22 protein-coding genes and 1 pseudogene are annotated in these 21105 nt (G+C 45.7%); 14 read left to right on the top strand and 9 right to left on the bottom strand.

Translation table 11 applies throughout. The annotated features are described in order from the left end of the window. Nucleotides 1-214: 214 nt before the first annotated feature. The 4 genes from HAP68_RS02680 to HAP68_RS02665 all read left to right on the top strand — a co-directional run bounded on the left by HAP68_RS02680 (nucleotide 215) and on the right by HAP68_RS02665 (nucleotide 4486). Nucleotides 215-1072: a YitT family protein gene (locus tag HAP68_RS02680; RefSeq protein WP_003156057.1), complete on the top strand. Its 858-nt coding sequence runs from the start codon at nucleotides 215-217 to the stop codon at nucleotides 1070-1072. A gap of 118 nt (nucleotides 1073-1190) precedes the next feature. Continuing rightward, complete coding sequence (locus HAP68_RS02675; protein WP_024084945.1) at nucleotides 1191-1718, top strand: GNAT family N-acetyltransferase; 528 nt, start codon at nucleotides 1191-1193, stop codon at nucleotides 1716-1718. Between the two features lie 278 nt (nucleotides 1719-1996). Then, the gene (abc-f, locus tag HAP68_RS02670) at nucleotides 1997-3625 is read left to right on the top strand and encodes a ribosomal protection-like ABC-F family protein (protein ID WP_024084944.1); all 1629 of its coding nucleotides are present in this window, start codon (nucleotides 1997-1999) and stop codon (nucleotides 3623-3625) included. Between the two features lie 138 nt (nucleotides 3626-3763). Then, complete coding sequence (locus tag HAP68_RS02665) at nucleotides 3764-4486, top strand: gamma-glutamyl-gamma-aminobutyrate hydrolase family protein (protein ID WP_024084943.1); 723 nt, start codon at nucleotides 3764-3766, stop codon at nucleotides 4484-4486. A 33-nt stretch (nucleotides 4487-4519) separates the two neighbouring features. On the opposite strand, the gene HAP68_RS02660 is transcribed toward HAP68_RS02665, so the two are convergent. The 3 genes from HAP68_RS02660 to HAP68_RS02650 all read right to left on the bottom strand — a co-directional run bounded on the left by HAP68_RS02660 (nucleotide 4520) and on the right by HAP68_RS02650 (nucleotide 8560). Then, entirely contained in the window at nucleotides 4520-6673 is a 2154-nt protein-coding gene (locus HAP68_RS02660; RefSeq protein WP_024084942.1) for an MMPL family transporter, read from the bottom strand. Between the two features lie 98 nt (nucleotides 6674-6771). After that, nucleotides 6772-7407, bottom strand: a complete 636-nt coding sequence (gene ydfI / locus HAP68_RS02655) for a two-component system response regulator YdfI (protein ID WP_015388630.1) — start codon at nucleotides 7405-7407, stop codon at nucleotides 6772-6774. Beyond that, entirely contained in the window at nucleotides 7400-8560 is a 1161-nt protein-coding gene (locus tag HAP68_RS02650; RefSeq protein ID WP_046341467.1) for a sensor histidine kinase, read from the bottom strand. The genes ydfI and HAP68_RS02650 overlap by 8 nt, the downstream gene beginning before the upstream one ends. Nucleotides 8561-9026: 466 nt before the next feature. Between HAP68_RS02650 and HAP68_RS02645 the strand changes: the two genes are divergently transcribed. From HAP68_RS02645 to HAP68_RS19740, 6 genes and pseudogenes are all read left to right on the top strand, one after another. After that, entirely contained in the window at nucleotides 9027-9272 is a 246-nt protein-coding gene (locus HAP68_RS02645; protein WP_003156068.1) for a hypothetical protein, read from the top strand. Between the two features lie 17 nt (nucleotides 9273-9289). Next, nucleotides 9290-9658, top strand: a complete 369-nt coding sequence (locus HAP68_RS02640) for a spore coat protein (protein ID WP_003156070.1) — start codon at nucleotides 9290-9292, stop codon at nucleotides 9656-9658. Nucleotides 9659-9676: 18 nt separating this feature from the next. Further along, nucleotides 9677-10813 carry a zinc-dependent alcohol dehydrogenase gene (locus tag HAP68_RS02635; RefSeq protein WP_003156072.1) on the top strand — a complete coding sequence of 379 codons (1137 nt, stop codon included), beginning with the start codon at nucleotides 9677-9679 and terminating at the stop codon, nucleotides 10811-10813. Nucleotides 10814-10831: 18 nt separating this feature from the next. Continuing rightward, a complete protein-coding gene (locus HAP68_RS02630; protein ID WP_003156073.1) occupies nucleotides 10832-11029 on the top strand; it encodes a hypothetical protein in 198 nt (65 codons plus the stop codon). 14 nt (nucleotides 11030-11043) lie between these two features. Beyond that, nucleotides 11044-11343, top strand: a complete 300-nt coding sequence (locus tag HAP68_RS02625; protein ID WP_003156074.1) for a spore coat protein — start codon at nucleotides 11044-11046, stop codon at nucleotides 11341-11343. 90 nt (nucleotides 11344-11433) lie between these two features. After that, nucleotides 11434-11520 (top strand): annotated as a pseudogene (locus tag HAP68_RS19740) (EamA/RhaT family transporter); the annotation flags it as partial. Nucleotides 11521-11614: 94 nt separating this feature from the next. On the opposite strand, the gene HAP68_RS02620 reads toward HAP68_RS19740, so the two are convergent. Continuing rightward, nucleotides 11615-12193, bottom strand: coding sequence for a TetR/AcrR family transcriptional regulator (locus HAP68_RS02620; RefSeq protein ID WP_015388635.1), 579 nt, complete (start codon nucleotides 12191-12193; stop codon nucleotides 11615-11617). Between the two features lie 256 nt (nucleotides 12194-12449). Between HAP68_RS02620 and HAP68_RS02615 the strand changes: the two genes are divergently transcribed. Next, the gene (locus HAP68_RS02615) at nucleotides 12450-13640 is read left to right on the top strand and encodes an MFS transporter (RefSeq protein ID WP_024084940.1); all 1191 of its coding nucleotides are present in this window, start codon (nucleotides 12450-12452) and stop codon (nucleotides 13638-13640) included. 226 nt (nucleotides 13641-13866) lie between these two features. Then, complete coding sequence (locus tag HAP68_RS19695; RefSeq protein WP_015388637.1) at nucleotides 13867-14229, top strand: hypothetical protein; 363 nt, start codon at nucleotides 13867-13869, stop codon at nucleotides 14227-14229. Nucleotides 14230-14277: 48 nt separating this feature from the next. On the opposite strand, the gene HAP68_RS02610 is transcribed toward HAP68_RS19695, so the two are convergent. Further along, entirely contained in the window at nucleotides 14278-14898 is a 621-nt protein-coding gene (locus HAP68_RS02610; protein WP_024084939.1) for an FMN-binding negative transcriptional regulator, read from the bottom strand. A gap of 118 nt (nucleotides 14899-15016) precedes the next feature. Between HAP68_RS02610 and pdxR the strand changes: the two genes are divergently transcribed. Next, nucleotides 15017-16399, top strand: a complete 1383-nt coding sequence (gene pdxR, locus HAP68_RS02605; protein ID WP_024084938.1) for a MocR-like pyridoxine biosynthesis transcription factor PdxR — start codon at nucleotides 15017-15019, stop codon at nucleotides 16397-16399. Nucleotides 16400-16436: 37 nt separating this feature from the next. Here the strand turns inward: pdxR and HAP68_RS02600 are convergent, their stop codons facing one another. Both HAP68_RS02600 and HAP68_RS02595 read right to left on the bottom strand, forming a co-directional pair. Beyond that, on the bottom strand, nucleotides 16437-17726 hold the full coding sequence (locus HAP68_RS02600; protein WP_003156086.1) for a Na+/H+ antiporter NhaC family protein: 1290 nt from the start codon (nucleotides 17724-17726) through the stop codon (nucleotides 16437-16439). A 222-nt stretch (nucleotides 17727-17948) separates the two neighbouring features. Beyond that, nucleotides 17949-18353, bottom strand: coding sequence for a MerR family transcriptional regulator (locus HAP68_RS02595; protein ID WP_015388639.1), 405 nt, complete (start codon nucleotides 18351-18353; stop codon nucleotides 17949-17951). A 159-nt stretch (nucleotides 18354-18512) separates the two neighbouring features. Here HAP68_RS02595 and HAP68_RS02590 point away from each other — a divergent pair, with 159 nt between their 5' ends. Further along, nucleotides 18513-19562: an NAD(P)-dependent alcohol dehydrogenase gene (locus tag HAP68_RS02590; protein WP_015388640.1), complete on the top strand. Its 1050-nt coding sequence runs from the start codon at nucleotides 18513-18515 to the stop codon at nucleotides 19560-19562. Nucleotides 19563-19620: 58 nt separating this feature from the next. Here HAP68_RS02590 and HAP68_RS02585 read toward each other — a convergent pair whose 3' ends face one another. Beyond that, complete coding sequence (locus tag HAP68_RS02585; protein WP_014304430.1) at nucleotides 19621-20583, bottom strand: arsenic resistance protein; 963 nt, start codon at nucleotides 20581-20583, stop codon at nucleotides 19621-19623. A 112-nt stretch (nucleotides 20584-20695) separates the two neighbouring features. Next, on the bottom strand, nucleotides 20696-21079 hold the full coding sequence (locus HAP68_RS02580; RefSeq protein ID WP_024084937.1) for a hypothetical protein: 384 nt from the start codon (nucleotides 21077-21079) through the stop codon (nucleotides 20696-20698). Nucleotides 21080-21105 lie beyond the last annotated feature (26 nt).

The raw sequence follows: 21105 nt of genomic DNA, 5'->3' as shown, positions 1-21105 counted from the left end.
TTAAACCTCATATACACTGCAGAAAATCAATTTTCACGGCATTGACAAGATGTGAAGGTGTCTATATAATCTTCGATATTGAAGCTGATCATTCTTTACTGAATGAACAAACGAGATTGTGAATGATTCGTCTTAAAAATTATTTAGTTCTGCTGGATAATTTTTGAGGCGTTTTTGTTTTATATATATTTTTGACTGCGGAGGAGGTTTGCACATGAAGAACATTTGCAAGGATATACTGATGATTATGGCCGGAGCCTTTCTTATCGCGGCGTCCGTGGAATTTTTCGTCATCCCGAATCATTTAGGGGACGGCAGCACCGTGGGAATCGCTCTCGTTTTATATTATCTTTTCCATATACCTGCAAGTATTACGACTCTGGTTGTAAATTTGATTTTTATCGGGCTGGCTTATAAATTTTTAACGAAAAAAACGATTTTATACACGATACTCGGTACGGGAATGACTTCTGTTTTTCTCAGCATCGTCAGTTTTATTCCGTTCGGCGTGCACGACATGGTGCTCGGGATTGTATTCGGCGCTCTGCTGATGGGAGCGGGGCTGGCATTGATCTTTATCGCTGACGGATCTACCGGCGGGACCACGCTTTTGGCGTATTTATTGAATTACACAAAGGGCTTTAACATCTCCAAAAGCATGTTTTATATGGATTGTGTCATCATTTTCGCATCCGTTTTAGCGATCGGAATCAATCATATGCTGTATACGTTTATATTCGTTTATCTGTGCGCCAAAATCGTCGATATTGTCATTGAGGGTTTCCATAATAAAAAAGCCCTCACCATTATGTCTGACCAATACGAAGAAATCGCCAAAGCCATCACCTCCGAGTACGGCAACGCGGCGACGATATTTTACGGATACGGGTATTACGGCAGCAAAGACAAGCGCATTATCTATGTTGTCATTAAAAAGAACGAATTGCTGAAAATCAAAAAACATGTTCAAAAAATTGATCCGAAATCATTTATCGTTATTCATGAAGTAAAAGAAGCTGTCGGAGGGCAATTCGGGTTTACAAACCTGCCCGCCGCCGCAAATGAAAAATAACCGCCTGCAGTGTATAGCTGCAGGCTTTTTTTATTCGGCTCTTCCCCGCTCAAAGGTTTTTTACATCTTTCAATCGAAGTAGTAAATGAAACCTTTTTTGATGGAGGAACATAAAAAAATGAATATCAAAACTGAAAGGCTCGTCATTCGGACATTTGAACCGGAAGATTGGCAGGATGTCTATGCGTACACCTCGAATCCGAGTGTCATGAAATATATACCAGAGGGTGTCTTTACCGCAGAAGATGCCAGGAAATTCGTTACTGAAAACAGCGGTGAACATGCCGGGAAGTTTCCCGTTTTATTGAAGGATGAGAAAACGGTCATTGGCCACATTGTTTTTTTTCAGTATTTTGGCGATCATACGTATGAAATCGGCTGGGTGTTTCACCCGGAATACCATGGCAAAGGATATGCTTCAGAGGCGGCGCGCGCCGTGCTGGCATTCGGGTTTAACAAGATGAAATTACACCGGATCATTGCGACATGTCAGCCGGAAAACATGGCTTCGCACCGGGTGATGGAAAAGATCGGGATGAGGCGGGAAGGCTTGTTTAAAAAATGCATCCCCCATGATAATGAATGGTGGGATGAATATTATTATGCCGTTTTAGAAGAAGAGTGGGAAGCCTCCGATCTGGAATAAAAAGGCTTATACCCTTTGCTTTTACAGATAAGTGTGTGCTACACTGTTCGTAACAAATACGAAGGGATGATGGGTGGACAATGATTAACTAATCTTATTTTGACCGTTTGAAATCAAATATTTCAAATCAGAAAAAATAGGATTAGTCTGCCCATTTTCTATACGATACGAGAAAGCTATGTAAAAATAGCTTATTTGATCACGCACAGGTACGGCTAATCCTTCCAAATCAATTGGGAGGATTTTTTTGTCCTCCCTTTAAAGCGAGGGATTGACATATGAAAGAAATGTTAAAAATAAGCGGCATCAGTTACGAAATCAACAGCGTTCCCCTTTTTGAACAGATCAGCGCGAGTGTTCAGCAAGGCGACATCATCGGTGTTATCGGTAAAAACGGCGCCGGCAAATCTTTATTGCTGCAATTGATCTGCAATAAAAAAGCGCCGTCACAAGGACAGATCCAGATGATGCAAGATGTGAACATATATATGGTGGAACAAGAAACGGAAGCTTATGATTCCGGCCATCCGGAGCCTGCGGAGGCAGCCTTGTTAGAAAAGTGGAACGTGCCCGCACGCGCCTTTTCGCAATTAAGCGGCGGAGAAAAATTGAAAGCCCGTCTTGCCAAAGGTTTCTCCTCCTCAAGCGGCCTTTTGTTATTAGATGAGCCGACGAACCACCTCGATCAGCACAGTTTAGAAATACTGCTTAATCAGATCAAGAATTACAAAGGCACCATTATTTTCGTTTCACATGATCGTGCTTTTATAGATGCGGCGGCGACAAAAATCTGGGCCATCGAAGGAAAGAAACTCATTGAACATAAAGGGAATTATTCAAGCTATATGGAGGTCCGCAAACAGAGAAGGCTGACACAGCAGCGGGAATATGAGAATCAGCAGCATATGATCAGACGGATTGAAGCTCAAATGAACGAGCTGAGCGCCTGGTCAAAAAAAGCCCACGCCCAATCAACGAAAATAGAAGGCTTTAAAGAATATCACCGCGTAAAAGCAAAACGCACGGACGCCCAGATTAAATCAAAGCAGAAGCGTCTTGAAAAAGAGCTTGAAAAAGCGAAAGCAGAACCGGTTGAAGCGGAGTATGAAGTCCGTTTTTCCATTGAGCACCGCAAAAAAGCGGGAAAGCGTTTTTTAGAAGTAAGTGATGTCACAAAGTCATATGAAGGCCGAACGCTTTTTAAAAACGTGAATTTCACTGTGATGCACGGTGAAAAGATCGCGATTACAGGCCCGAACGGCAGCGGGAAAACAACATTATTGAAGGTCATCCTCGGTCAGGAAAAAGCGCAGGGCGGCATATGGATTTCTCCGTCTGCAAACGTCGGCTATTTAACCCAGGAAGTATTCGACCTTCCGCTTGATAAAACCCCCGAACAGCTTTTTTACAAAGAAACGTTCGAAGCAAGGGGAAATGTTCAATCCCTCATGAAGCATTTAGGATTTACCGCAGCGCAATGGACGGAACCCATCGGCAAGATGAGCATGGGAGAGCGGGTCAAATGCAAGCTGATGGCGTTTATTCTGGGGGAGAAAGATGTGCTGATTCTGGATGAGCCGACAAACCACCTTGATCTGCCGTCACGCGAGCAGCTTGAAGACACTTTGGCCCGATACGACGGAACGCTCATCATCGTATCGCATGATCGTTACTTTGTCGAAAAGACGACGGACATCCGGCTTGATATCTCAAACGGCAGCGTCCGAAAACAATGGAAAGAATCTCCCTCCGTCAGGGATGATGCTGAAGAACTGCGATTAAAGCTTGAAACCGAACGGCAGGAAGTCCTCGGAAAACTCAGCTTCATGACTCCGGCTGATAAACAATATCGTGAGCTTGATCAAAAGTTCAAAGAGCTGACGGAAGAAATCAAGAAGTTGAAATGAATGTAAAAACCCGTGATTGTCACGGGTTTTGTTTTGGAAAGTTCACGTATTATGAAGAATAATTTCAAACTGATTTGTACAACCTACGTTCAGATTCATACGAGAAGGTTCAGAAAGAAAGGTTCAGGTGAACGCAGAATGGCCAAACGCATCGGAATTACGGGAAACATTATGGCTGATCAATCCGGCCCTTTCCCGGGTTATAATCGGGCATATGTCAATAATGATTATATTCAGTCTGTTTCTGAGGCCGGCGGTGTGCCGTTTATATTGCCGGTGATTCAAGAGACGGCGCTTTTAAAGGAACAGGTCTCTCATGTTGACGGCATCATTCTGTCCGGCGGCCAGGATATAGACCCGCTGTTTTACGGCGAAGAACCTTTACAGGCTTTAAGAAAGACCTTTCCTGATCGGGACGCCTACGAAAAGGAGCTGATTCTCACGGCGGTTGCTTTAGAAAAGCCGATACTGGCCATCTGCCGGGGGATGCATATGTTAAACGTTACTTACGGGGGAACTTTATATCAAGACCTGGCACACGCTTCGTTTGCTGACATTAAGCATGACCAAGAAAAAGATCCGCCGTTAAAAACCCATCATGTTTCTTTTGAAAAAGGGACACGTCTCCATACCTTGTTTGGCGATTCAGCGCGGGTGAATTCATTCCATCACCAGATCATAAAAGAGACGGCGCCTTCATTTAAAGCCGCGGCTTATGCGAAAGACGGGGCCATTGAAGCGATTGAACGAACGGGTGAATTATTTGTCGTCGGCGTGCAATGGCATCCCGAAATGCTGACAAAAAAACATGAAGACATGAAAAAGCTTTTTTCTCTGTTCATGAATGCGGTCAGCACATAAAAAAAGCAGATCATAACGATCTGCTTTTTCATTTTATTCTTCCGGTTTCTCCGGTGTTTTGCCTTGTGTCAGCTTATGGCCTTCGATATCCACGTTCGGAATGATTTTATCCAGCCACTTCGGCAAGTACCAGGCCGCATGTCCCATCAGCTTCATGACACTCGGAATGATGGTCATTCTTACAATGAACGCATCGAAAAGAACACCGAAGGTCATTGCCAACCCCATGGATTTGATCGTAGAGTCCCCCGCGAAGATGAATCCCGCAAAGACGAAAATCATGATCAGTCCCGCCGCTGTTACGACAGGTCCGCTATGTTTCAATCCGGCATGGATGGCTTGTACCGGATTTTTTGTTTTGACATATTCTTCTCTCATTCTGCTGACAAGGAATACTTGATAGTCCATCGCCAGCCCGAAAAGAATACCGATGGCTAAAATAGGCAGGAAGGCGAGAATCGGACCTTTTTCCGGAATGCTGAGCAAGCCGGTGAAATTCCCATCCTGCAGAACGAATACCGATAACCCGAGTGTAGCGGTCATCGTCAGCAAAAAGCCGACGACGGCGGCAAGCGGCACGAGAAGCGAGCGGAAAACAACGGTCAGCAATACAAACGCAAACCCGACAATAAGAATGGCGAATTCCGGAATCGCATCGTTTAACCGGTCTGAAATATCAATATTCACCGCTGTTGACCCGGTGACGAGCAGGCGGGTGCCGTTTTTGTCTGATCGTTTCCGTATATCCTGCACTAACTCTTTCGTTGCCTTATCATTCGGCCCGGTTTCAGGCACTGCCGTAATGATGGCATAATCCCCTTTTTGATTCGGCATGGCAGGTGTGACGCTCGCCACATTGTGCAAGTCCTTTATTTCTTTCACGGCGTCTTGAAATGCTTCACTTTTGTTTCCCTTGACCCCTTTTGCATCGGCAACAATTGTCAGCTTGCCGTTAAAGCCTTCGCCGAATCCTTTAGACAACAGATCATAGGCGCGGCGGTCCGGGCTGTCTTTCGCTTTCATTCCCGCATCAGGCAGCCCCAGCTCTAAATGCATGGCCGGCAGACTGATGACGGCTAAAAGAATAATGCTGAAAATGCTTAACAGAATAGGCTTCTTTGTAACGAAGCGTCCCCAGGCATTCGTGTCGGCGCTTTTCTTTTCTTTCTTCTTGTTTGATTTCGGAATCATCCGTTTTCCTGCGATTGACAACACCGCAGGAACCAGCGTTACTGATGCCAATACAGCCATCAGCACACTGAGTGCCGCAGTCAATCCCATCGCAGACATGAACGGAATGCCGACAACGGTCAATCCGCAAAGCGCGACGATCACGGTCAGTCCCGCAAAAACGACGGCGCTGCCAGCCGTTCCCGCAGCTTTAGCGATCGATTCATTTTTTTGTACACCTTCGCCCAAAAACTGACGATGCTTCGTAAAGATAAACAGCGCATAATCAATCCCGACAGCCAGGCCGATCATTCCTGATAATGAGAGACTGACCGAGGCTATCGTAAAGATTTGTGTCCCAATTAACGTCAGCGCGACGCTTACACCTAACCCGATCAGGGCCGTGACAATCGGCAGCCCCGCTATGACTAATGAACCAAATGTAATGGCCAGAACGACGAAAGCCAGCACAACGCCGACAATTTCAGATACACCGCCGGCTTCAACACCGGCCCCCGGCACATCGCCGCTGAGCTCCGTCTGCAGGCCCTTGTCTCCGGCGGCGGACAGACTGTGTTTAATATGTGAAACAGACGCATCCGTAATATCATCCGCCGCTTTTTTGTACGTAATATCGGCATATGCCACTGATCCGTCTTTAGAAATGGTTCCTGTTTCAAAAGGACTTGCAATCGAAGCGACCGAATGATCTGTTTTGATCTTCTTTAATGTCTCTTCAATCGCTTGTTTTTCCGGTTTTGACGTCAATTTCTTCCCGTCTTCAGCTCCGAAAATAACCCGTATGCTTCCTTTATCGGGCCCCTTTGAAAATTCTTTTTGAATCACATCCATCGCCTTTTCAGAAGGTGTGTCGGGAATTGACATATCCTCAGAAAAAGCAGGTTTTAACGAGATGGCGATCACAATCGAAGCGATCAGTATCACGAGCCACGCACTGATTATTTTGAATCGGTTGCGGGCAGACCATCCCCCTAATTTATATAAAAAACCAGACATCGAATACTCCTCTCCAATCATTACTTTCTGCCTAATTGTAGTTCACATTCACATAAAAAAAACGTACATAGGGGCATGTACGTTTGGGCAGTTTTTCATTATATATTCAGTTTCAGAATGCCTTTTTGCATGGCAATGGTGACGGCTTCCGTCCGCGAATCAGCGCCTAATTTGTTATAAATCGATGTTAATCTCGCTTTTACCGTCCGCTCTGAGATTCCTAAATCGAAGGCGATCGCTTTGCTTTTATGTCCTTTCGCAACGGCTTGCAGAACTATGATTTCCTTGTCCGTCAGCTGTGTTTCATTGGCATTTGCCCGTTCCATTTTCTTTTCCCGGAAACGCCGCAAGATGTCCGGCTGCAGAAGCACTTCTCCCCTGACCGCCGCATCCATCGTATGAAATAAGGTTTCTGAGCTTGTGTCCTTCAGCAGATAACCGTTCGCGCCTGATTCAATGCCTTCTATCATCAGATGATCTTCATTATAGGTCGTCAAAATAATAATCGGCACATCAGAATGCTCTTTTATCTGTTTAATGGCTTCCAGCCCGCTCATTTCCGGCATGTACAGATCCATGAGAATGACATCGGGCTTTAGTTCCGCTGCGAGGCGGACGGCGGTTTTCCCGTTTTCCGCCTCTCCCGTTATGGTGTAATGGTCATTTGTTTCTATCAAAAGCTTCAGACCTTCTCTGACGACAAGATGGTCATCTGCTATTAACACTTTATACATGTTCCGCTTCTCCTTGAATTGGTATGATGATCTCAATTTGAGTTCCCGCTGATCTGGCGCTTGTTATACGGAAAGTGCCGTTCATCATATTGACGCGTTCTTGTATCCCCAGCAGCCCGTAATGTCCGCTTTTTCTCATTTCTGTTCCGGCATCAAAGCCTTTCCCGTCATCTTTGACGGTTATGCAGATCTGTCCCTCTTCTTCCTGAACGGACACCCAGACATTCTTTGCTTCTGCATGCTTGGCGGCGTTTGTCAGGCCTTCTCCGATCATGTAATGGCAATTCTCCGCCGTATGAACGTCAAGCACATGATGCACGCTATAATCTAAAAAACAAGACAGCCCGGAGGCTTCTGTAAAATGGTTGATTTGTTCAGTGATGCTTTCTTTTAAGAACCCGATCTCTTCTGATTTTCTGCGAAGGTTATCAATGGCCGAGCGCGCATCAGCCAATGTGCCCTTCACTCTGTCCATTGACTGGCTGATGATGTCTTTCGCTCTGTCAGTGTTACCCTTTGAAAGATGAACATGCACCGCTTCAAGCTGCATATGCAAGCTGACCAGCCCTTGTGCAAGTGTATCGTGCAAGTCTCTCGCCATCCGCTGCCTTTCGTTTTGAAGCGTCAGCTGTTTCACTTGCCGGTGAGCGAGCTCTAATTTTTCAAGCGTCATCTGTGTTTTGATTTTTTCATCAACTTGCGCGAAAAATGTTGCCGCATATGTGATAATCACGATCATGATGGGAGCGGCGATAACGATGAAACGAAGCAGATGATGCGGATGCTCCTGGTGCAGGGCTGCTATGGACATTAAAATGAAAAGATAGAGTATGAGCGGCGTTTTGCCCTTATCCGCCATTCCGATAATCTGCCCGATTAAAAAGGCATAGAGACCGATGACCGCCGCGATATAGCCGCCGGTCATCAAGTTAGCCGATGTATATATGATAAATCCCTGTATGATGAAATAAAGAAACGTTTTTTTCTTGACCCAGCGATAGGAATGCCAGTGCAGCACGGCAAAAATGACGATCAATATCGTGAATAACAGCAGCAATAAAACCGTCCAGCTTTCATAAATGTACTGCAAAGAGACTGATGCGGCATATACCATAAAAATAAACGCCAGACCGGGCACCCGAAGCGCAAGCATATGCAATGAGCGTCTGTCACGGGAGACATAGTCTTCTTGATGTTTTGTACCAAACAATCTCTGTCCACTTCCTTTTAGCCGACCGGCCTCACGATGTTTTATTCTATTTGTCATCATACCATAATCGCCTGCTTCTCACCTTCCCCTTCTGTCCTGCATGACGGGTGAAAGAAAAAACAGCCTGCGGGATTGTTCGCGGGCTGCTTTTGTTCATATCTTTTTTATGACCTTTCCCGGGTTTCAGCGGTCTCGTCTCCCGCGCGGCAAAACCGCCCGCGCATCAGAAAAACGTTCAGGACACCGACAGCCATTCCATGTGAACAAGAGGAAGCGATTGTGCTTCCTCTTTTTTAATGTACCGTCAGATTTCTTCTCTCTTTTTTATAAACAAAATTTGTAAGACTAGAGCTCTTTTCTCAGGGGAAATTAATTATGTAATTGAGAAGAGGAGGTTTAAAAAACGATTATGGAAAAGCGTGAATTAGCGGCTCACGAGTCGCTGGACTTACATGAAATCATTAACTTCAAGACGCTTTGTGTAGCGAAATCCAAGCTCATGCAAGGGCTTGTGTTTGATCAGGATCTGAAAACGTTAATGGAAAAAGACGTTCAGCAAGCCTCGCAAAACCTTGCTGATCTGCAGGCGGTTTATGAACGGGCAACGTTTCAGGCTCCTGTTCCTCAAAACCGGCCGACTTCGATCATCAATTGAAAGGAAGGTAAGCATCATTGAACCATGACCATTTAGATCCAATCAATTCATTACACGTCCCTGAACTCGCAGATATGACATTCGCAATGGATTTTCTCATACGCGCAAAAGAAGGCGTCAGAAATACCGCCGTTGCTTTAACAGAAACCGCCTCGCCAGATGTAAGAGCTTTGCTGCGCAAACAGCTCATGCAAGGAATCGCGATGCATCAGGAAATTACAGACTTGATGGTCAGCAAAAAGTGGTTTCACCCGCATGATCTGAGCGAACAGTATAAACTGGACCAGCTCTCTGCGAAAAATACCCTCATGGTCGGAAACATGAATCTGTTTCCCGTTGAAACGAACAGAAAAGGGATGTTTGACCGCACACCTGATGAACACTAACACTGGAGGTATTACAGCATGAAGGCCGTAACGTATCAAGGAGTGAAAAACGTCGTCGTCAAAGACGTGCCTGATCCGAAGATTGAAAAACACGATGACATGATTATAAAAGTCACAAGTACGGCAATTTGCGGATCAGATTTACATTTAATCCACGGACTCATTCCGAACTTGCAGGAAGACTATATTATCGGGCATGAACCGATGGGCATTGTGGAAGAAACCGGTCCCGGCGTGACGAAAGTCAAAAAAGGCGACCGTGTCATTATTCCTTTTAATATCGCCTGCGGAGAATGCACTTATTGTAAAAATCACCTGGAAAGCCAATGTGATCAATCAAATGAAAACGGCGATATGGGCGCTTATTTCGGCTATTCAGGGAGTACCGGCGGCTATCCGGGCGGCCAGGCCGAATATTTGCGCGTCCCTTTTGCGAACTTTACCCATTTTAAAGTCCCCGAAACATGCGAAGAACCGGATGAGAAATTGAGTGTTATTGCCGATGCGATGACAACCGGTTTTTGGAGCGTTGACAATGCCGGCGTAAAAGCAGGCGATACGGTCATCGTTCTCGGCTGCGGGCCCGTGGGCCTTTTCGCTCAAAAATTCTGCTGGTTAAAGGGAGCGAAACGCGTAATAGCCGTAGACTATGTCAACTACCGTCTCCAGCATGCGAAACGGACGAATAAAGTGGAAATCGTGAACTTCGAAGACCACGAAAATACGGGCAGCTACCTGAAGGAAATCACCAAAGGCGGCGCCGACGTTGTCATTGACGCCGTCGGCATGGACGGAAAAATGACGGACCTGGAGTTCCTCGCCAGCGGATTAAAACTTCAAGGCGGGGCCATGAGCGCATTGGTCATCGCGTCCCAAGCGGTGCGAAAAGGCGGAACGATCCAGATTACGGGTGTGTACGGCGGCAGATACAACGGGTTTCCCCTTGGCGATATCATGCAGCGGAACGTCAATATCCGATCAGGACAAGCTCCGGTTATCCATTATATGCCGTATATGTTTGAACTGGTGTCAACCGGCAAAATTGACCCGGGTGATGTTGTAAGCCATGTCATTCCGCTCAGTGAAGCGAAGCACGGCTATGAGATGTTTGACACGAAAACAGATGATTGTATTAAAGTTGTACTCAAACCTTAGAGAACGGAGGCTACAGAAATGGCCAGCGCCTTACATGAATTACTCGAAATTCAGGAGATGGCTTCTTTTAAGTCACTTTGCCTGACGAAATCCAAAACCATGAAAGCGCTCGTATCCGATCCGCAGCTGAAAGAAATCATGCAGCAGGATGCGGATACATCAACAAGGCAATTGCAGGAATTTGCCTCGATTTTATCTGATGCAAAGCACGAATAGGAGATGAATGACGAATGAATCCGATTATTGAATACCTGACGGGGATGGATGCACTGACAGACCAAATTGTCGCTATGGATTTATTGAATTCGGCAAAAAGCGGAGTCAGAAACTATGCGATGGCGGCGACGGAAGCCGGAACGCCTGAAGTGAAAGCGATCCTCACCCGTCACTTAGAAGAAGCCATCGACATGCATGAGCAAATCTCACGCTATATGATGGAAAAAGGCTGGTATCATCCGTGGAACACAGATGAACAAGTCCGGTTTAATTTGCAAAATATTGATACGGCGCTCCGCCTGCCCGTCCTATAAATGTTTTCCTGCTGAGACAGCACCTCTGGCTCAATCTTCAGTATGTCAAACTGAGAACTGCCTTTACAGCGCCCAGGCAACGAAACAGCTCTGCAGCTTCTCCAGCCTTTCTTCGGGCTGTTATTGGGGCTTGCGGCGGCGGTGATTACGTGCGTGGCGGCCGCCGGGCGGTTCGCTAATAGAGCGAAGAAGGCAGAACAATTTGTTCTGCCTTTTCATTATTTTCTGCCCCATAGGCACAATATACTTTTCACCCGATTCGAGCGGTTATTCACGTAGCTTGAACTCCCTTAAACGCACTCATCACAAGATCATGCACATAGGAATCATTCACCTCATCACCTGTGATCAACAGGCGATAGAAAATCGGTCCGTAAATGAGATCGATGCTTACGTCAATATCAAGATTCTCTCTTAATTCACCTTTCTGAACTCCCTTTTCCAGAAGGCCTTTCGCTTGGAGGCGGCGGGGCTGGAAAAATCGCGTGCGATATTCTTCCGCCAATTTTGCATCCAGCTGCCCCGCGCCGATTAATTCCTTAATAACGGTTCCTTCCCGGCTCGTCAAAAACCTTGCTAAATTCGCGGCGTGGGTCAATATATCTTGCACTGTTGATCCTGTATCGGGCACAGGCAGTCTGTCCGTAGCGGTCGAAAGAAAGCTGTCCATGATAACGGCAGCCTTGTTTGACCACCATTTATAAATCGTTGCCTTACTCACTTTGGCACGCTCTGCAATTTTATCGACTGTCACCGCGTCAAAGCCATTTTCCAACAATAGGTCATAGGCAGCAGAAAGAATCGCCTTATGTGTTCCTTCATCACGCGGCCGTCCTCGTTTACTCTGCACATGAATCATTCCTTCCCGAATTATAAACGATACGTTCAGTATACTTAACCTGTATAAAAAAAGAAAACAGAAACCCATTTACAAAACTGAACGTTTAGTATATCATTTGCTTATAATAAAACTAAACGTTTAGTTTATAAAATAACTTGAGGGAAGTCTTGATGAAATGCAGACTCCAAAAGCCTCTGCGTAAAGGAGATGAATCAGCAAAATATGTATCAAACCTCATAAAATCATTAAAAAGGAGTTCATTCATATGGCTAAAGAAAATAAACAAACAGCGGATCAGGGGATTTCAACTGGTTTAACCCTTCTTCTCGCAACGGCATGCGGTATCATTGTCGCTAATCTTTATTATGCACAGCCCTTGGCAGGATTCATCAGTGCGGCAATCGGGCTTTCTCCAAGCAGTGCCGGACTGATTGTCACGCTGACCCAAATCGGATACGTTGCCGGCTTACTGTTTCTTGTCCCTTTGGGAGACATTGTCGAAAACAAAAAACTTGTCGTGGTATCGCTCCTTCTAAGCGCAGCCGCTTTGACACTGACAGCATGTGTGAAGCATGGAACACTGTTTTTAGCCGCTGCGTTTTTCATCGGACTGGGATCAATCGCGGCCCAAGTGCTAGTTCCGTTCGCATCATACCTTGCGCCAGACGCCGCACGCGGCCGGGTTGTCGGCAATGTGATGAGCGGCCTGCTGCTCGGTATTATGCTTTCACGTCCGATATCCAGCCTGGTCGCTGATATATGGGGGTGGAATGCCATATTTGCTTTATCCGCCGCGTTAAGTGTCGTCCTGGCAATCGTCTTATCAAAAGTGCTTCCTGCCAGAAAACCAACAGCAAACACAAGCTACACCGTCTTACTCGGTTCAATGTGGAAGCTGCTGCGCACGACTCCGGTCTTACGCCGCCGTGCCATTTATCATGCGTTTGTATTTGGAGCTTTCAGCTTATTCTGGACGACTGTACCTTTACTATTGTCCGGTCCTGCTTTTCATTTTTCTCAAAAGGCAATCGCGCTGTATGCATTAGCTGGCATTGCGGGTGCAGCGGCTGCACCGATAGGCGGCCGTCTGGCTGATCGCGGCTTGACCCGGCTTGCCACCGGAATCGCTCTCGGTGTTGTCATCGTTTCTTTATTACTCCCGCTCATGATTCAGACCAGCTCCCCCGTCGGAATAGCAGTTCTGGTGGCCGCAGCTATCCTGTTGGATATGGGGGTATCTGCCAATCTCGTACTCAGTCAGCGTGCCATTTTTTCGTTGGCACCTGAATTCCGCAGCCGATTAAACGGATTATTCATGGCAATCTTCTTTCTGGGCGGCGCTATAGGATCATCAATCGGAGGATGGGCATACGCCTCAGGCGGGTGGAGTATCACATTATGGATTGGAATTGCTTTTCCGGTCATAGCATTGCTTTATTTCACCACGGAGAAATAAGCCTTTCACCAAAAATAAGCCGTCAGGACCAAGCTGACAGCTTTTTTTGGGGTGTATTCTTCTTTACATCCATCCGAACAAAACATCCGGATTCATGAAAAGATGATATTGATTCTTTACGCCCCGCTCATATAGACGGGCGCATGCCCGCTGCCGATTCTTTCAGCAGCGGTAAAACCATGTCATAATATGTTTAGAAATAATTGTCCATAGGCAGGTGAAACACATGAAGAAGTATTTATATAAACACCTTTTTTTAGCTCTCGTTTCGTCCGTTTGCTTTTTATTGGTCTTTTATGTGGGTTTAAAAATGACACAGGAAGACACACCCCCGTTGTCTTCTTACCCGTTTTACCTTTTTATTTATCTTTACATAGCAGCCGGATATTTGACGGTCGGCCTTGTTTCAGCCTGTATGACTGATATCTTGAAAAATCGCTGGACATTGAATAAAACGTCTTCCATTCTATTAAAACTTATCGTTTACTTACTCATACCGTATGCTATTTTTCATTCTTTCTTCATTTTAATGGCGCCTTTGATTTATGTGCTGTTCGAGTCGTTATTCATCCTGAGAAAAGCTTCATAATCAGAAAAAAACATACCGCATGCTGCCGGTATGTTTTTAACATGCTTGTCAGTTTTTTGCGGTGATTCGTTTGATGTTTTCTTCCATCAAGCCGGAAATGAGCTGTTCGTTTGTATGAGGAATCTGTTTGAGCTGTTGTACGACCAGCCCTTGTCTTGCGGCTGAATGATTTTGACTAAGCTTCGCCTGTCCCTCTATTTTGCTGATTTTGATTTTAAAACCTTTTACCCCTTTGTTCATGCCTTCCAGCAATTTCGCATCGACATCCTCTAATTTGTACGGGCTGTCGGGGCTTTCGTATTTCAATACGAGATCACTCATCGACTGCACGGTTTCTTCCTCATCCAAAAGCTCCGCCTCTCCGTAAACATGAACCGCCACATAATTCCATGTGGGAACAGCCTGATTCGTCTCATACCATTTAGGCGAGATATAACAATGAGGCCCCTGAAAAACGGCTAACACGTTTTGGCCATCAATCTCTTTCCATTGGGGATTCGGCAATGCAAAATGACCGTATAAGCATTCGTTATTCTTACTCATCATCAATGGCAGGTGGGTTGCATACGGCATGCCTTCCGCCGTTGAAAACAATGCTGCGAAACCATACTCTTTGATTACATCGCACGCTTCAGCTTCACTCAGCTGAAATGGAGCCGGAATATACATACAAAACTCTCCTCTCTGAACATGGATTGATAAAGCGCTTTCCGCTATAATAAAATATCAACTGACATTTAAAAAGATACAGTTTCAAATAAATACACATGTCAGAGGAGAACATCTGATGAAGAATTTGATTTTCGCTTTCAGAAGCGGCACCCCGAAATACAAACAAATTTACGAGCAATTTAAAACATTGATTGAGCAGGGAAATATTCAGGCAGATGAGCGGCTGCCTTCCATTCGCGAGCTGGCGGATTCCCTGCGGGTAAGCCGCAATACAACGCTGATGGCTTATGATCTTCTTTTAGCGGAGGGATACATTCGCGGAGAAACACGCAAAGGATATTTTGCAAATGAAATAGAACCCTCTTTATTTCAACAAGAACATGATGTTGTTTACGCTGAGAAAACCGAATCAGCTCAGCCGGCCCTGATTGATTTTCGCGCCGGAGCCGTCGATCAAAAGCATTTTCCTCTGAAAACATGGAGAAAATTATACAATCAAGTTTTGGCATCAGAGAAAAGCTTTCTGTACGGTGAACCGTTCGGCGAGAGAAACCTGCGTGAACAAATTGCCGCTTATCTCTTGGAATCACGCGGAGTGAAAACAGATGCGGATTCGGTTATCATCGGCAGCAGCACCCAGCAGATGCTGATATATCTCAGCCGGATTCTGAAAGAGGATTTTTCCGGAATTATCGTTGAAGACCCTGGGTTTGACGGGGCCAGAGCGGCATTTCAATTTCACGGGCTATCTCTGGAAACGATGCCTGTCTATGAAAACGGAGCTGATTTTTCTCAATTGCATGCAATGAAAGAAAAATTAATCTATGTGACCCCATCCCATCACAGCCCTTACGGCGTAAGCATGTCCATTCAGCAGCGCCAAACACTGATCAATTGGGTGAATCATAGAGAGGGTTATATTCTTGAAGATGATTATGACAGTGAATTCCGTTATACACAGCAGCCGTTTCCCGCTCTTGCTTCCATTCAATCAGACCGGGTGATTTATTTAGGGAATTTCTCAAAATCCTTTCTACCGGGCATCCGCATAAGCTATATGGTTTTGCCGCAGCGCTTTTTGCACCGGTATAAAAAACGGTTTATTCATTTCGAAAGCACCGCTTCTTCGCTTAACCAGCTGACCATGGCTGAATTGATGAAGGCCGGTGAATGGACCCGCCATATTAAGCGCATGCGCACTGTCTACAAGCGTAAGATGCAGCACTTGACTTCACATATTAAGCAGCAGTTCGGCGAGCAAGTGACGATCATCGGCGAGCAGTCGGGATTGTATATATTGGTGAGAGTTCACCTGAACTATACAGAAGAAACATTAATCGAACGCGCTTTTCAGTACGGAGTGAAGGTATATCCTACCGCTGTTTATTTCGTTGCCGGAAAACCCGAACCGCCGATCATAAAGTTAGGTTTCGCCCATCTCGATACGGATCAGATCACACAGGGCGTACAGCTTTTGAGAAAAGCTTGGCTGTCATGAAAGAAAAAAGGCGCCGAACGGCGCCTTTTTTTATCTTTTATTTCGTATTTCTTGTGAATTTCGGCAGTCCAAATATAATGGCGGCGATGCCGCAGATTCCGATTAAAACGGGATAGAAAGAGTATGGCAGGATGCTGACGGGTGAAATATTCCCGAATTTCCCCGCAGATAACAGCTGCGCGCCGTAAGGAATTAATCCTTGTATCATACACGAAAAGATATCCAGAATACTTGCCGATTTTCTGTTGTCGATGTTGAATTTATCAGCAATATTCTTTGCAATCGGCCCGGCTGCGATAATCGAGATCGTATTATTGGCCGCAGCCAGATTCGTCACGCTGACCAATCCGGCAATGCCGGCTTCGGCGCCTTTTTTGGAACGGATTCGTTTCGTGATGAACTCCAGTAAAAAGTCGATCCCGCCGTTTTGTTTCATCACACCGACCATTCCGCCGATCAGCATGGACAGGATGATAAGGTCGCTCATTCCGGCAACTCCATCCGTAATCGCTTTAAAATAAGAATCAAACGTCAGGCTCCCGCCCGCCAATCCGATGATTCCCGTCAAAACCAATCCGCCGAATATGACAGCCATCACATTAATACCGATTAACGCAAAAACTAACACGGCGACATAAGGAAGCACCTTAATCCAGCTGTAAGATGCAGCATCCGTATGGAGGGCGTGGCCTGCCGGAATAAAAAATAAGATAATAACAGTCACAATGGCAGCGGGCAAAACAATCAGAAAGTTCGTTTTGAATTTATCCCTCATTTGTGTTTTTTGCGTCCGGACTGCCGCAATGGTCGTATCTGAAATAAAAGAAAGATTATCTCCGAACATAGCTCCGCCGACCACAGCCGCAATCGGTATCGCGCTGGAGATGCCAAGCTCTCCGCTCAAACCGGCGCTGATCGGCGCAACCGCCGCAATCGTGCCCATTGATGTTCCCATCGATATAGAAATGAAACAAGCAATGATAAACAGCCCCGGCAGCAAAAACTGCTGCGGAATAATGCTCAAAGCAAGATTGACAGTTGAATGCACCGCTCCCATCGCCTCAGCCGCTGAAGCAAAGGCACCTGCCAATATAAAAATCATAACCATAATGATAATATCAGGATGTCCCGCACCGGAAGCGAACCATTCTATTTTTTGATTGAGCGATTTCTTCCGGTTAAATAACAGCGCAAAAGCTGACGCAATGATCGCGGCAATCAAGATCGGCAATTTATAAAAATCTCCGGTCACCAGACCAGAGCCGACAAAAAGCCCTACGAATAAGACTAAAGGCAATAACGCCCAAGGGTTCTTTTTATTGTTCATCTGGGTAAACCACCTCTTTTCAGCATTAAAGTCGCTATCACAGTCTAAGCAACATTTCACACTTTAAAAGTCTGCAGTAAAAAAGTCAAGCTGAAAAAAGGATAAGTAATGATTGATAAGATAGAAAAAGCTGTTTTGTTTCCTCTCTTTAGAAAATAAAAAAACCAAGGCTCGTTTCCCTTGGTACATTTCATGCGGCCCGGCGCCCGGGACACCTTCTCTTCATTCAGAAATACATTCAGCTTTCAATCTGTTTTTAAGTTTCGCTTCATTTTCCAGGATATCTTCGTAATCCTCAATCTTCCTGTTTAATCGTTTTATGGTTTCATCAATTTCCCTCTGTTTCTCCGTCAGCCTTTTCCTTTCATTTATAAGGATGTTTTTTCGGGGTTCGATCGTATGATCGGCTCCTTCAATAAATAAAGCGGTATATTCAATCAGAGCCTCAATCGACAGCCCGGCACTTCTCATGCATTTTATAAATTGAATCCAATTCACATCACCTTCGTCATAATCGCGGATGCCGCTTTCATCGCGTTTTACCGGAGGAATCAGTCCTATACTTTCATAATACCTAAGCGTCGCGGCTGATAACTCAACCTGCTTTGCAGCCTGCGCAATCTTCATATTCTTACCACCCGTCCTTCATACCTTTCATAAGCGTGCCATTATAGAATATCATTTCATAAAAAAATAAACCAAACCCCTTGACTTAAAGTCCGCTTTAACATTTAAAGTAAAACCGAACAGAGGATTCATCACTTTATCTTGGAAAGGAAGATAACCATGTGCAATAATCATCCGACTCGTGTATTAAGCGCTCCGCATGCCAAAGCTAAATTTGAGCGGACGACGATTGAGAGAAGAGCATTACGGCCGCACGATATCCTGATTGATATTAAGTACAGCGGGATTTGTCACTCAGACATCCACAGCGCATTCGATGAATGGGGCGGCGGAATCTTTCCGATGGTTCCCGGGCACGAAATTGCCGGAGTTGTGGAAGCCGTGGGTGAAGAAGTCACCACATTTGCCGCCGGCGACCGTGTGGGTGTCGGCTGTTTTGTAGACTCCTGCGGGGAATGTGAATACTGCCTGAACGGAGACGAACAATATTGCACAAAAGGCGTTGTTCAGACCTATAATAACCTGGACTACGACGGAAACCCTACGTACGGAGGCTACAGCCAGAAAATAGTTGTCACTGACAGATTCGTTGTCCGTATTCCCGATCAGCTGGATTTGGATGCTGCCAGTCCGCTATTGTGCGCGGGCATTACCACCTATTCTCCGCTGAAACACTGGAATGCCGGTCACGGCAAAAAAGTGGCGATTGTCGGAATGGGCGGGCTCGGACATTTAGCCGTTCAATTCGCGCACGCTTTAGGCGCAGAGGTCACCGTCCTCAGCCGCTCAATGAACAAAAAAGACGAAGCGCTTGAATTTGGAGCCGATCATTACTTTGCGACAAGCGATCCGGATACATTTACTGAGCTGGCCGGACGATTTGATCTTATTTTAAATACAGTATCCGCGAACCTTGACGTAGATGCCTACTTATCCCTGCTTCGCATTGACGGTACATTGGTAAATGTGGGAGCGCCCGCTAAGCCGGACTCATACAGTGTGTTCTCCTTAATCACGGGCCGCCGCAGCATTGCGGGTTCACTCGTCGGCGGTATTCCGCAGACTCAGGAGATGCTTGATTTCGCCGCCGAGCACGGCATTGCTCCTAAAATTGAAGTGATACCGGCCGATCAAGTCGACGAAGCGTACGAACGGGTTCTCCAAAGCGATGTCCGCTACCGTTTCGTTATTGATATTGCAACTTTATAATTCTCATAAAAAACATACCAATATCTATTGGTATGTTTTTTTCAGCGCAGATTATTTTTTATTTCAGCAGCCATCCGGGCACCGCTTTGATATAAACCAATTCACCGATCAGCTCAACAATCGTCTGTGTGACGATAACAGCAGCGGCTAATGAGGCCCAAGCATCCGGCAGAGCCAGCGCTAGCGGAAGGACTGCGAGTGAATTCCTTGAGCCCGTGCTGAAGATCAATGCTCTTCCTTCACCTGTATCCAGACGGAACGCATATGCGATAAAACGGGAGACAAACGGCATAATGAGCAGGAATAGCAGATAGATCGGAATCACACGTATAATGATGTCAGCATCATTGATGACTTTGCCGATTTGTGTGGCGACGACCGCCAATAAAACCAGAGCCATAAAAGGAACAGGCAGCCACGCCGTCCATTCCAACACCTTTTCTCCCGCCGGTTTCTTATCAGCCCATAATTGAGTCATCACCGCCGCCAGCAGCGGCACCGCTATTAACAATGAGAATGCTTCCAGAAACGGTCCCGCATGAACAGCCCCTATCACTTCTTTCCCGATAAACAGCCACAGGTATAACGGAAGCAATACCATCTGAACGGCGAACAAAACCGGCGTGGAAGCCAATATTAATCTCTCATTTCCTTTGCCGAGCTGAGTAAAGACGATGACGTAATCAATACAAGGTGTAAGCAATACCAAACAAACCCCTGATAATATAGGAGGAGATTGAGGAAAAATGGCGGTTAACACCCATACAACGACAGGTACAGCTAAGAAATTACCGATCAGTAAAGCCGCCATAAACTTGAGGTTTGACATGGCTTCCCTCAGCTTTAAGAATGGGATTTGGGCAAACATGGCATACATGAGAACAGCGATAAGCGGTGATATCGTCCATCCCCAGCGAAGTCCTGAATCTTTCCCGGCGATCCCCGCTAATCCGCCGATCACAAGAGTCGCACCATATATCCAAATTTGCTGTTTTTCTAATGTCTCTCTGGTTATTTTCATTGGCTGACACCTCTCCCCCGCCCATTATACCTTCTTTTCTGCCGGAATTAAAAAACACCAAGGGTCTGTGACACTTGGTGTTTTCAGGACGTGTTATTGTTGTCAAAACCGCTTACGAAAGCTTATTTGTGTTCTCTGTCCTGCCAACGAATAAGGTGACCGCAACACTAGCTGAACTGACCAAAGTTCCCAGGACGGCAGCAAGAATTGTCAAAAAGCCATTGGGGATCAGAAATCCAATCGGAATGAGGCCCGCAAACGTGAGAACGATAAAACATTGATAGACTCCGGATATGATTCTCACAACCAAGCTGCTAAAAAAGGACATGACGAATGGCGGAATGAACAAACATAAAATGATTCCGAGCGAGATCAATAAAATCATAGGCTCGTCAAAAGAAATGACACGATCGCCGGGAGACTCTTCAGCAGCCGCGAATACAGCAAATATAGACATTATCAGCGTAAGAAAAACAAGAAAAAACCTTTTCAGCAACGTTATGACTCCTTTTTTATAAAAAC

Source organism: Bacillus sp. Bvel1, from assembly GCF_014872755.1.
In the GTDB taxonomy this organism is placed as follows: Bacteria; Bacillota; Bacilli; order Bacillales; family Bacillaceae; genus Bacillus; species Bacillus velezensis.
The sequence above is the reverse complement of the archived record's forward strand: the minus strand, read 5'-3'. Positions and strand labels throughout refer to the sequence as shown.

Bases quoted from the DNA above. Each gene is read 5' to 3' on its own strand.
- HAP68_RS19695 (WP_015388637.1), top strand. From the start codon at position 13,867: ATGAAGAAGTATTTATATAAACACCTTTTTTTAGCTCTCGTTTCGTCC.
- HAP68_RS02610 (WP_024084939.1), bottom strand. From the start codon at position 14,898: ATGTATATTCCGGCTCCATTTCAGCTGAGTGAAGCTGAAGCGTGCGAT.
- HAP68_RS02675 (WP_024084945.1), top strand. From the start codon at position 1,191: ATGAATATCAAAACTGAAAGGCTCGTCATTCGGACATTTGAACCGGAA.
- HAP68_RS02635 (WP_003156072.1), top strand. From the start codon at position 9,677: ATGAAGGCCGTAACGTATCAAGGAGTGAAAAACGTCGTCGTCAAAGAC.
- HAP68_RS02595 (WP_015388639.1), bottom strand. From the start codon at position 18,353: ATGAAGATTGCGCAGGCTGCAAAGCAGGTTGAGTTATCAGCCGCGACG.
- abc-f (WP_024084944.1), top strand. From the start codon at position 1,997: ATGAAAGAAATGTTAAAAATAAGCGGCATCAGTTACGAAATCAACAGC.
- ydfI (WP_015388630.1), bottom strand. From the start codon at position 7,407: ATGTATAAAGTGTTAATAGCAGATGACCATCTTGTCGTCAGAGAAGGT.
- HAP68_RS02660 (WP_024084942.1), bottom strand. From the start codon at position 6,673: ATGTCTGGTTTTTTATATAAATTAGGGGGATGGTCTGCCCGCAACCGA.
- HAP68_RS02650 (WP_046341467.1), bottom strand. From the start codon at position 8,560: ATGCTTGCGCTTCGGGTGCCCGGTCTGGCGTTTATTTTTATGGTATAT.
- HAP68_RS02600 (WP_003156086.1), bottom strand. From the start codon at position 17,726: ATGAACAATAAAAAGAACCCTTGGGCGTTATTGCCTTTAGTCTTATTC.
- HAP68_RS02665 (WP_024084943.1), top strand. From the start codon at position 3,764: ATGGCCAAACGCATCGGAATTACGGGAAACATTATGGCTGATCAATCC.
- HAP68_RS02630 (WP_003156073.1), top strand. From the start codon at position 10,832: ATGGCCAGCGCCTTACATGAATTACTCGAAATTCAGGAGATGGCTTCT.
- HAP68_RS02615 (WP_024084940.1), top strand. From the start codon at position 12,450: ATGGCTAAAGAAAATAAACAAACAGCGGATCAGGGGATTTCAACTGGT.
- HAP68_RS02645 (WP_003156068.1), top strand. From the start codon at position 9,027: ATGGAAAAGCGTGAATTAGCGGCTCACGAGTCGCTGGACTTACATGAA.
- HAP68_RS02590 (WP_015388640.1), top strand. From the start codon at position 18,513: ATGTGCAATAATCATCCGACTCGTGTATTAAGCGCTCCGCATGCCAAA.
- HAP68_RS02680 (WP_003156057.1), top strand. From the start codon at position 215: ATGAAGAACATTTGCAAGGATATACTGATGATTATGGCCGGAGCCTTT.
- pdxR (WP_024084938.1), top strand. From the start codon at position 15,017: ATGAAGAATTTGATTTTCGCTTTCAGAAGCGGCACCCCGAAATACAAA.
- HAP68_RS02625 (WP_003156074.1), top strand. From the start codon at position 11,044: ATGAATCCGATTATTGAATACCTGACGGGGATGGATGCACTGACAGAC.
- HAP68_RS02585 (WP_014304430.1), bottom strand. From the start codon at position 20,583: ATGAAAATAACCAGAGAGACATTAGAAAAACAGCAAATTTGGATATAT.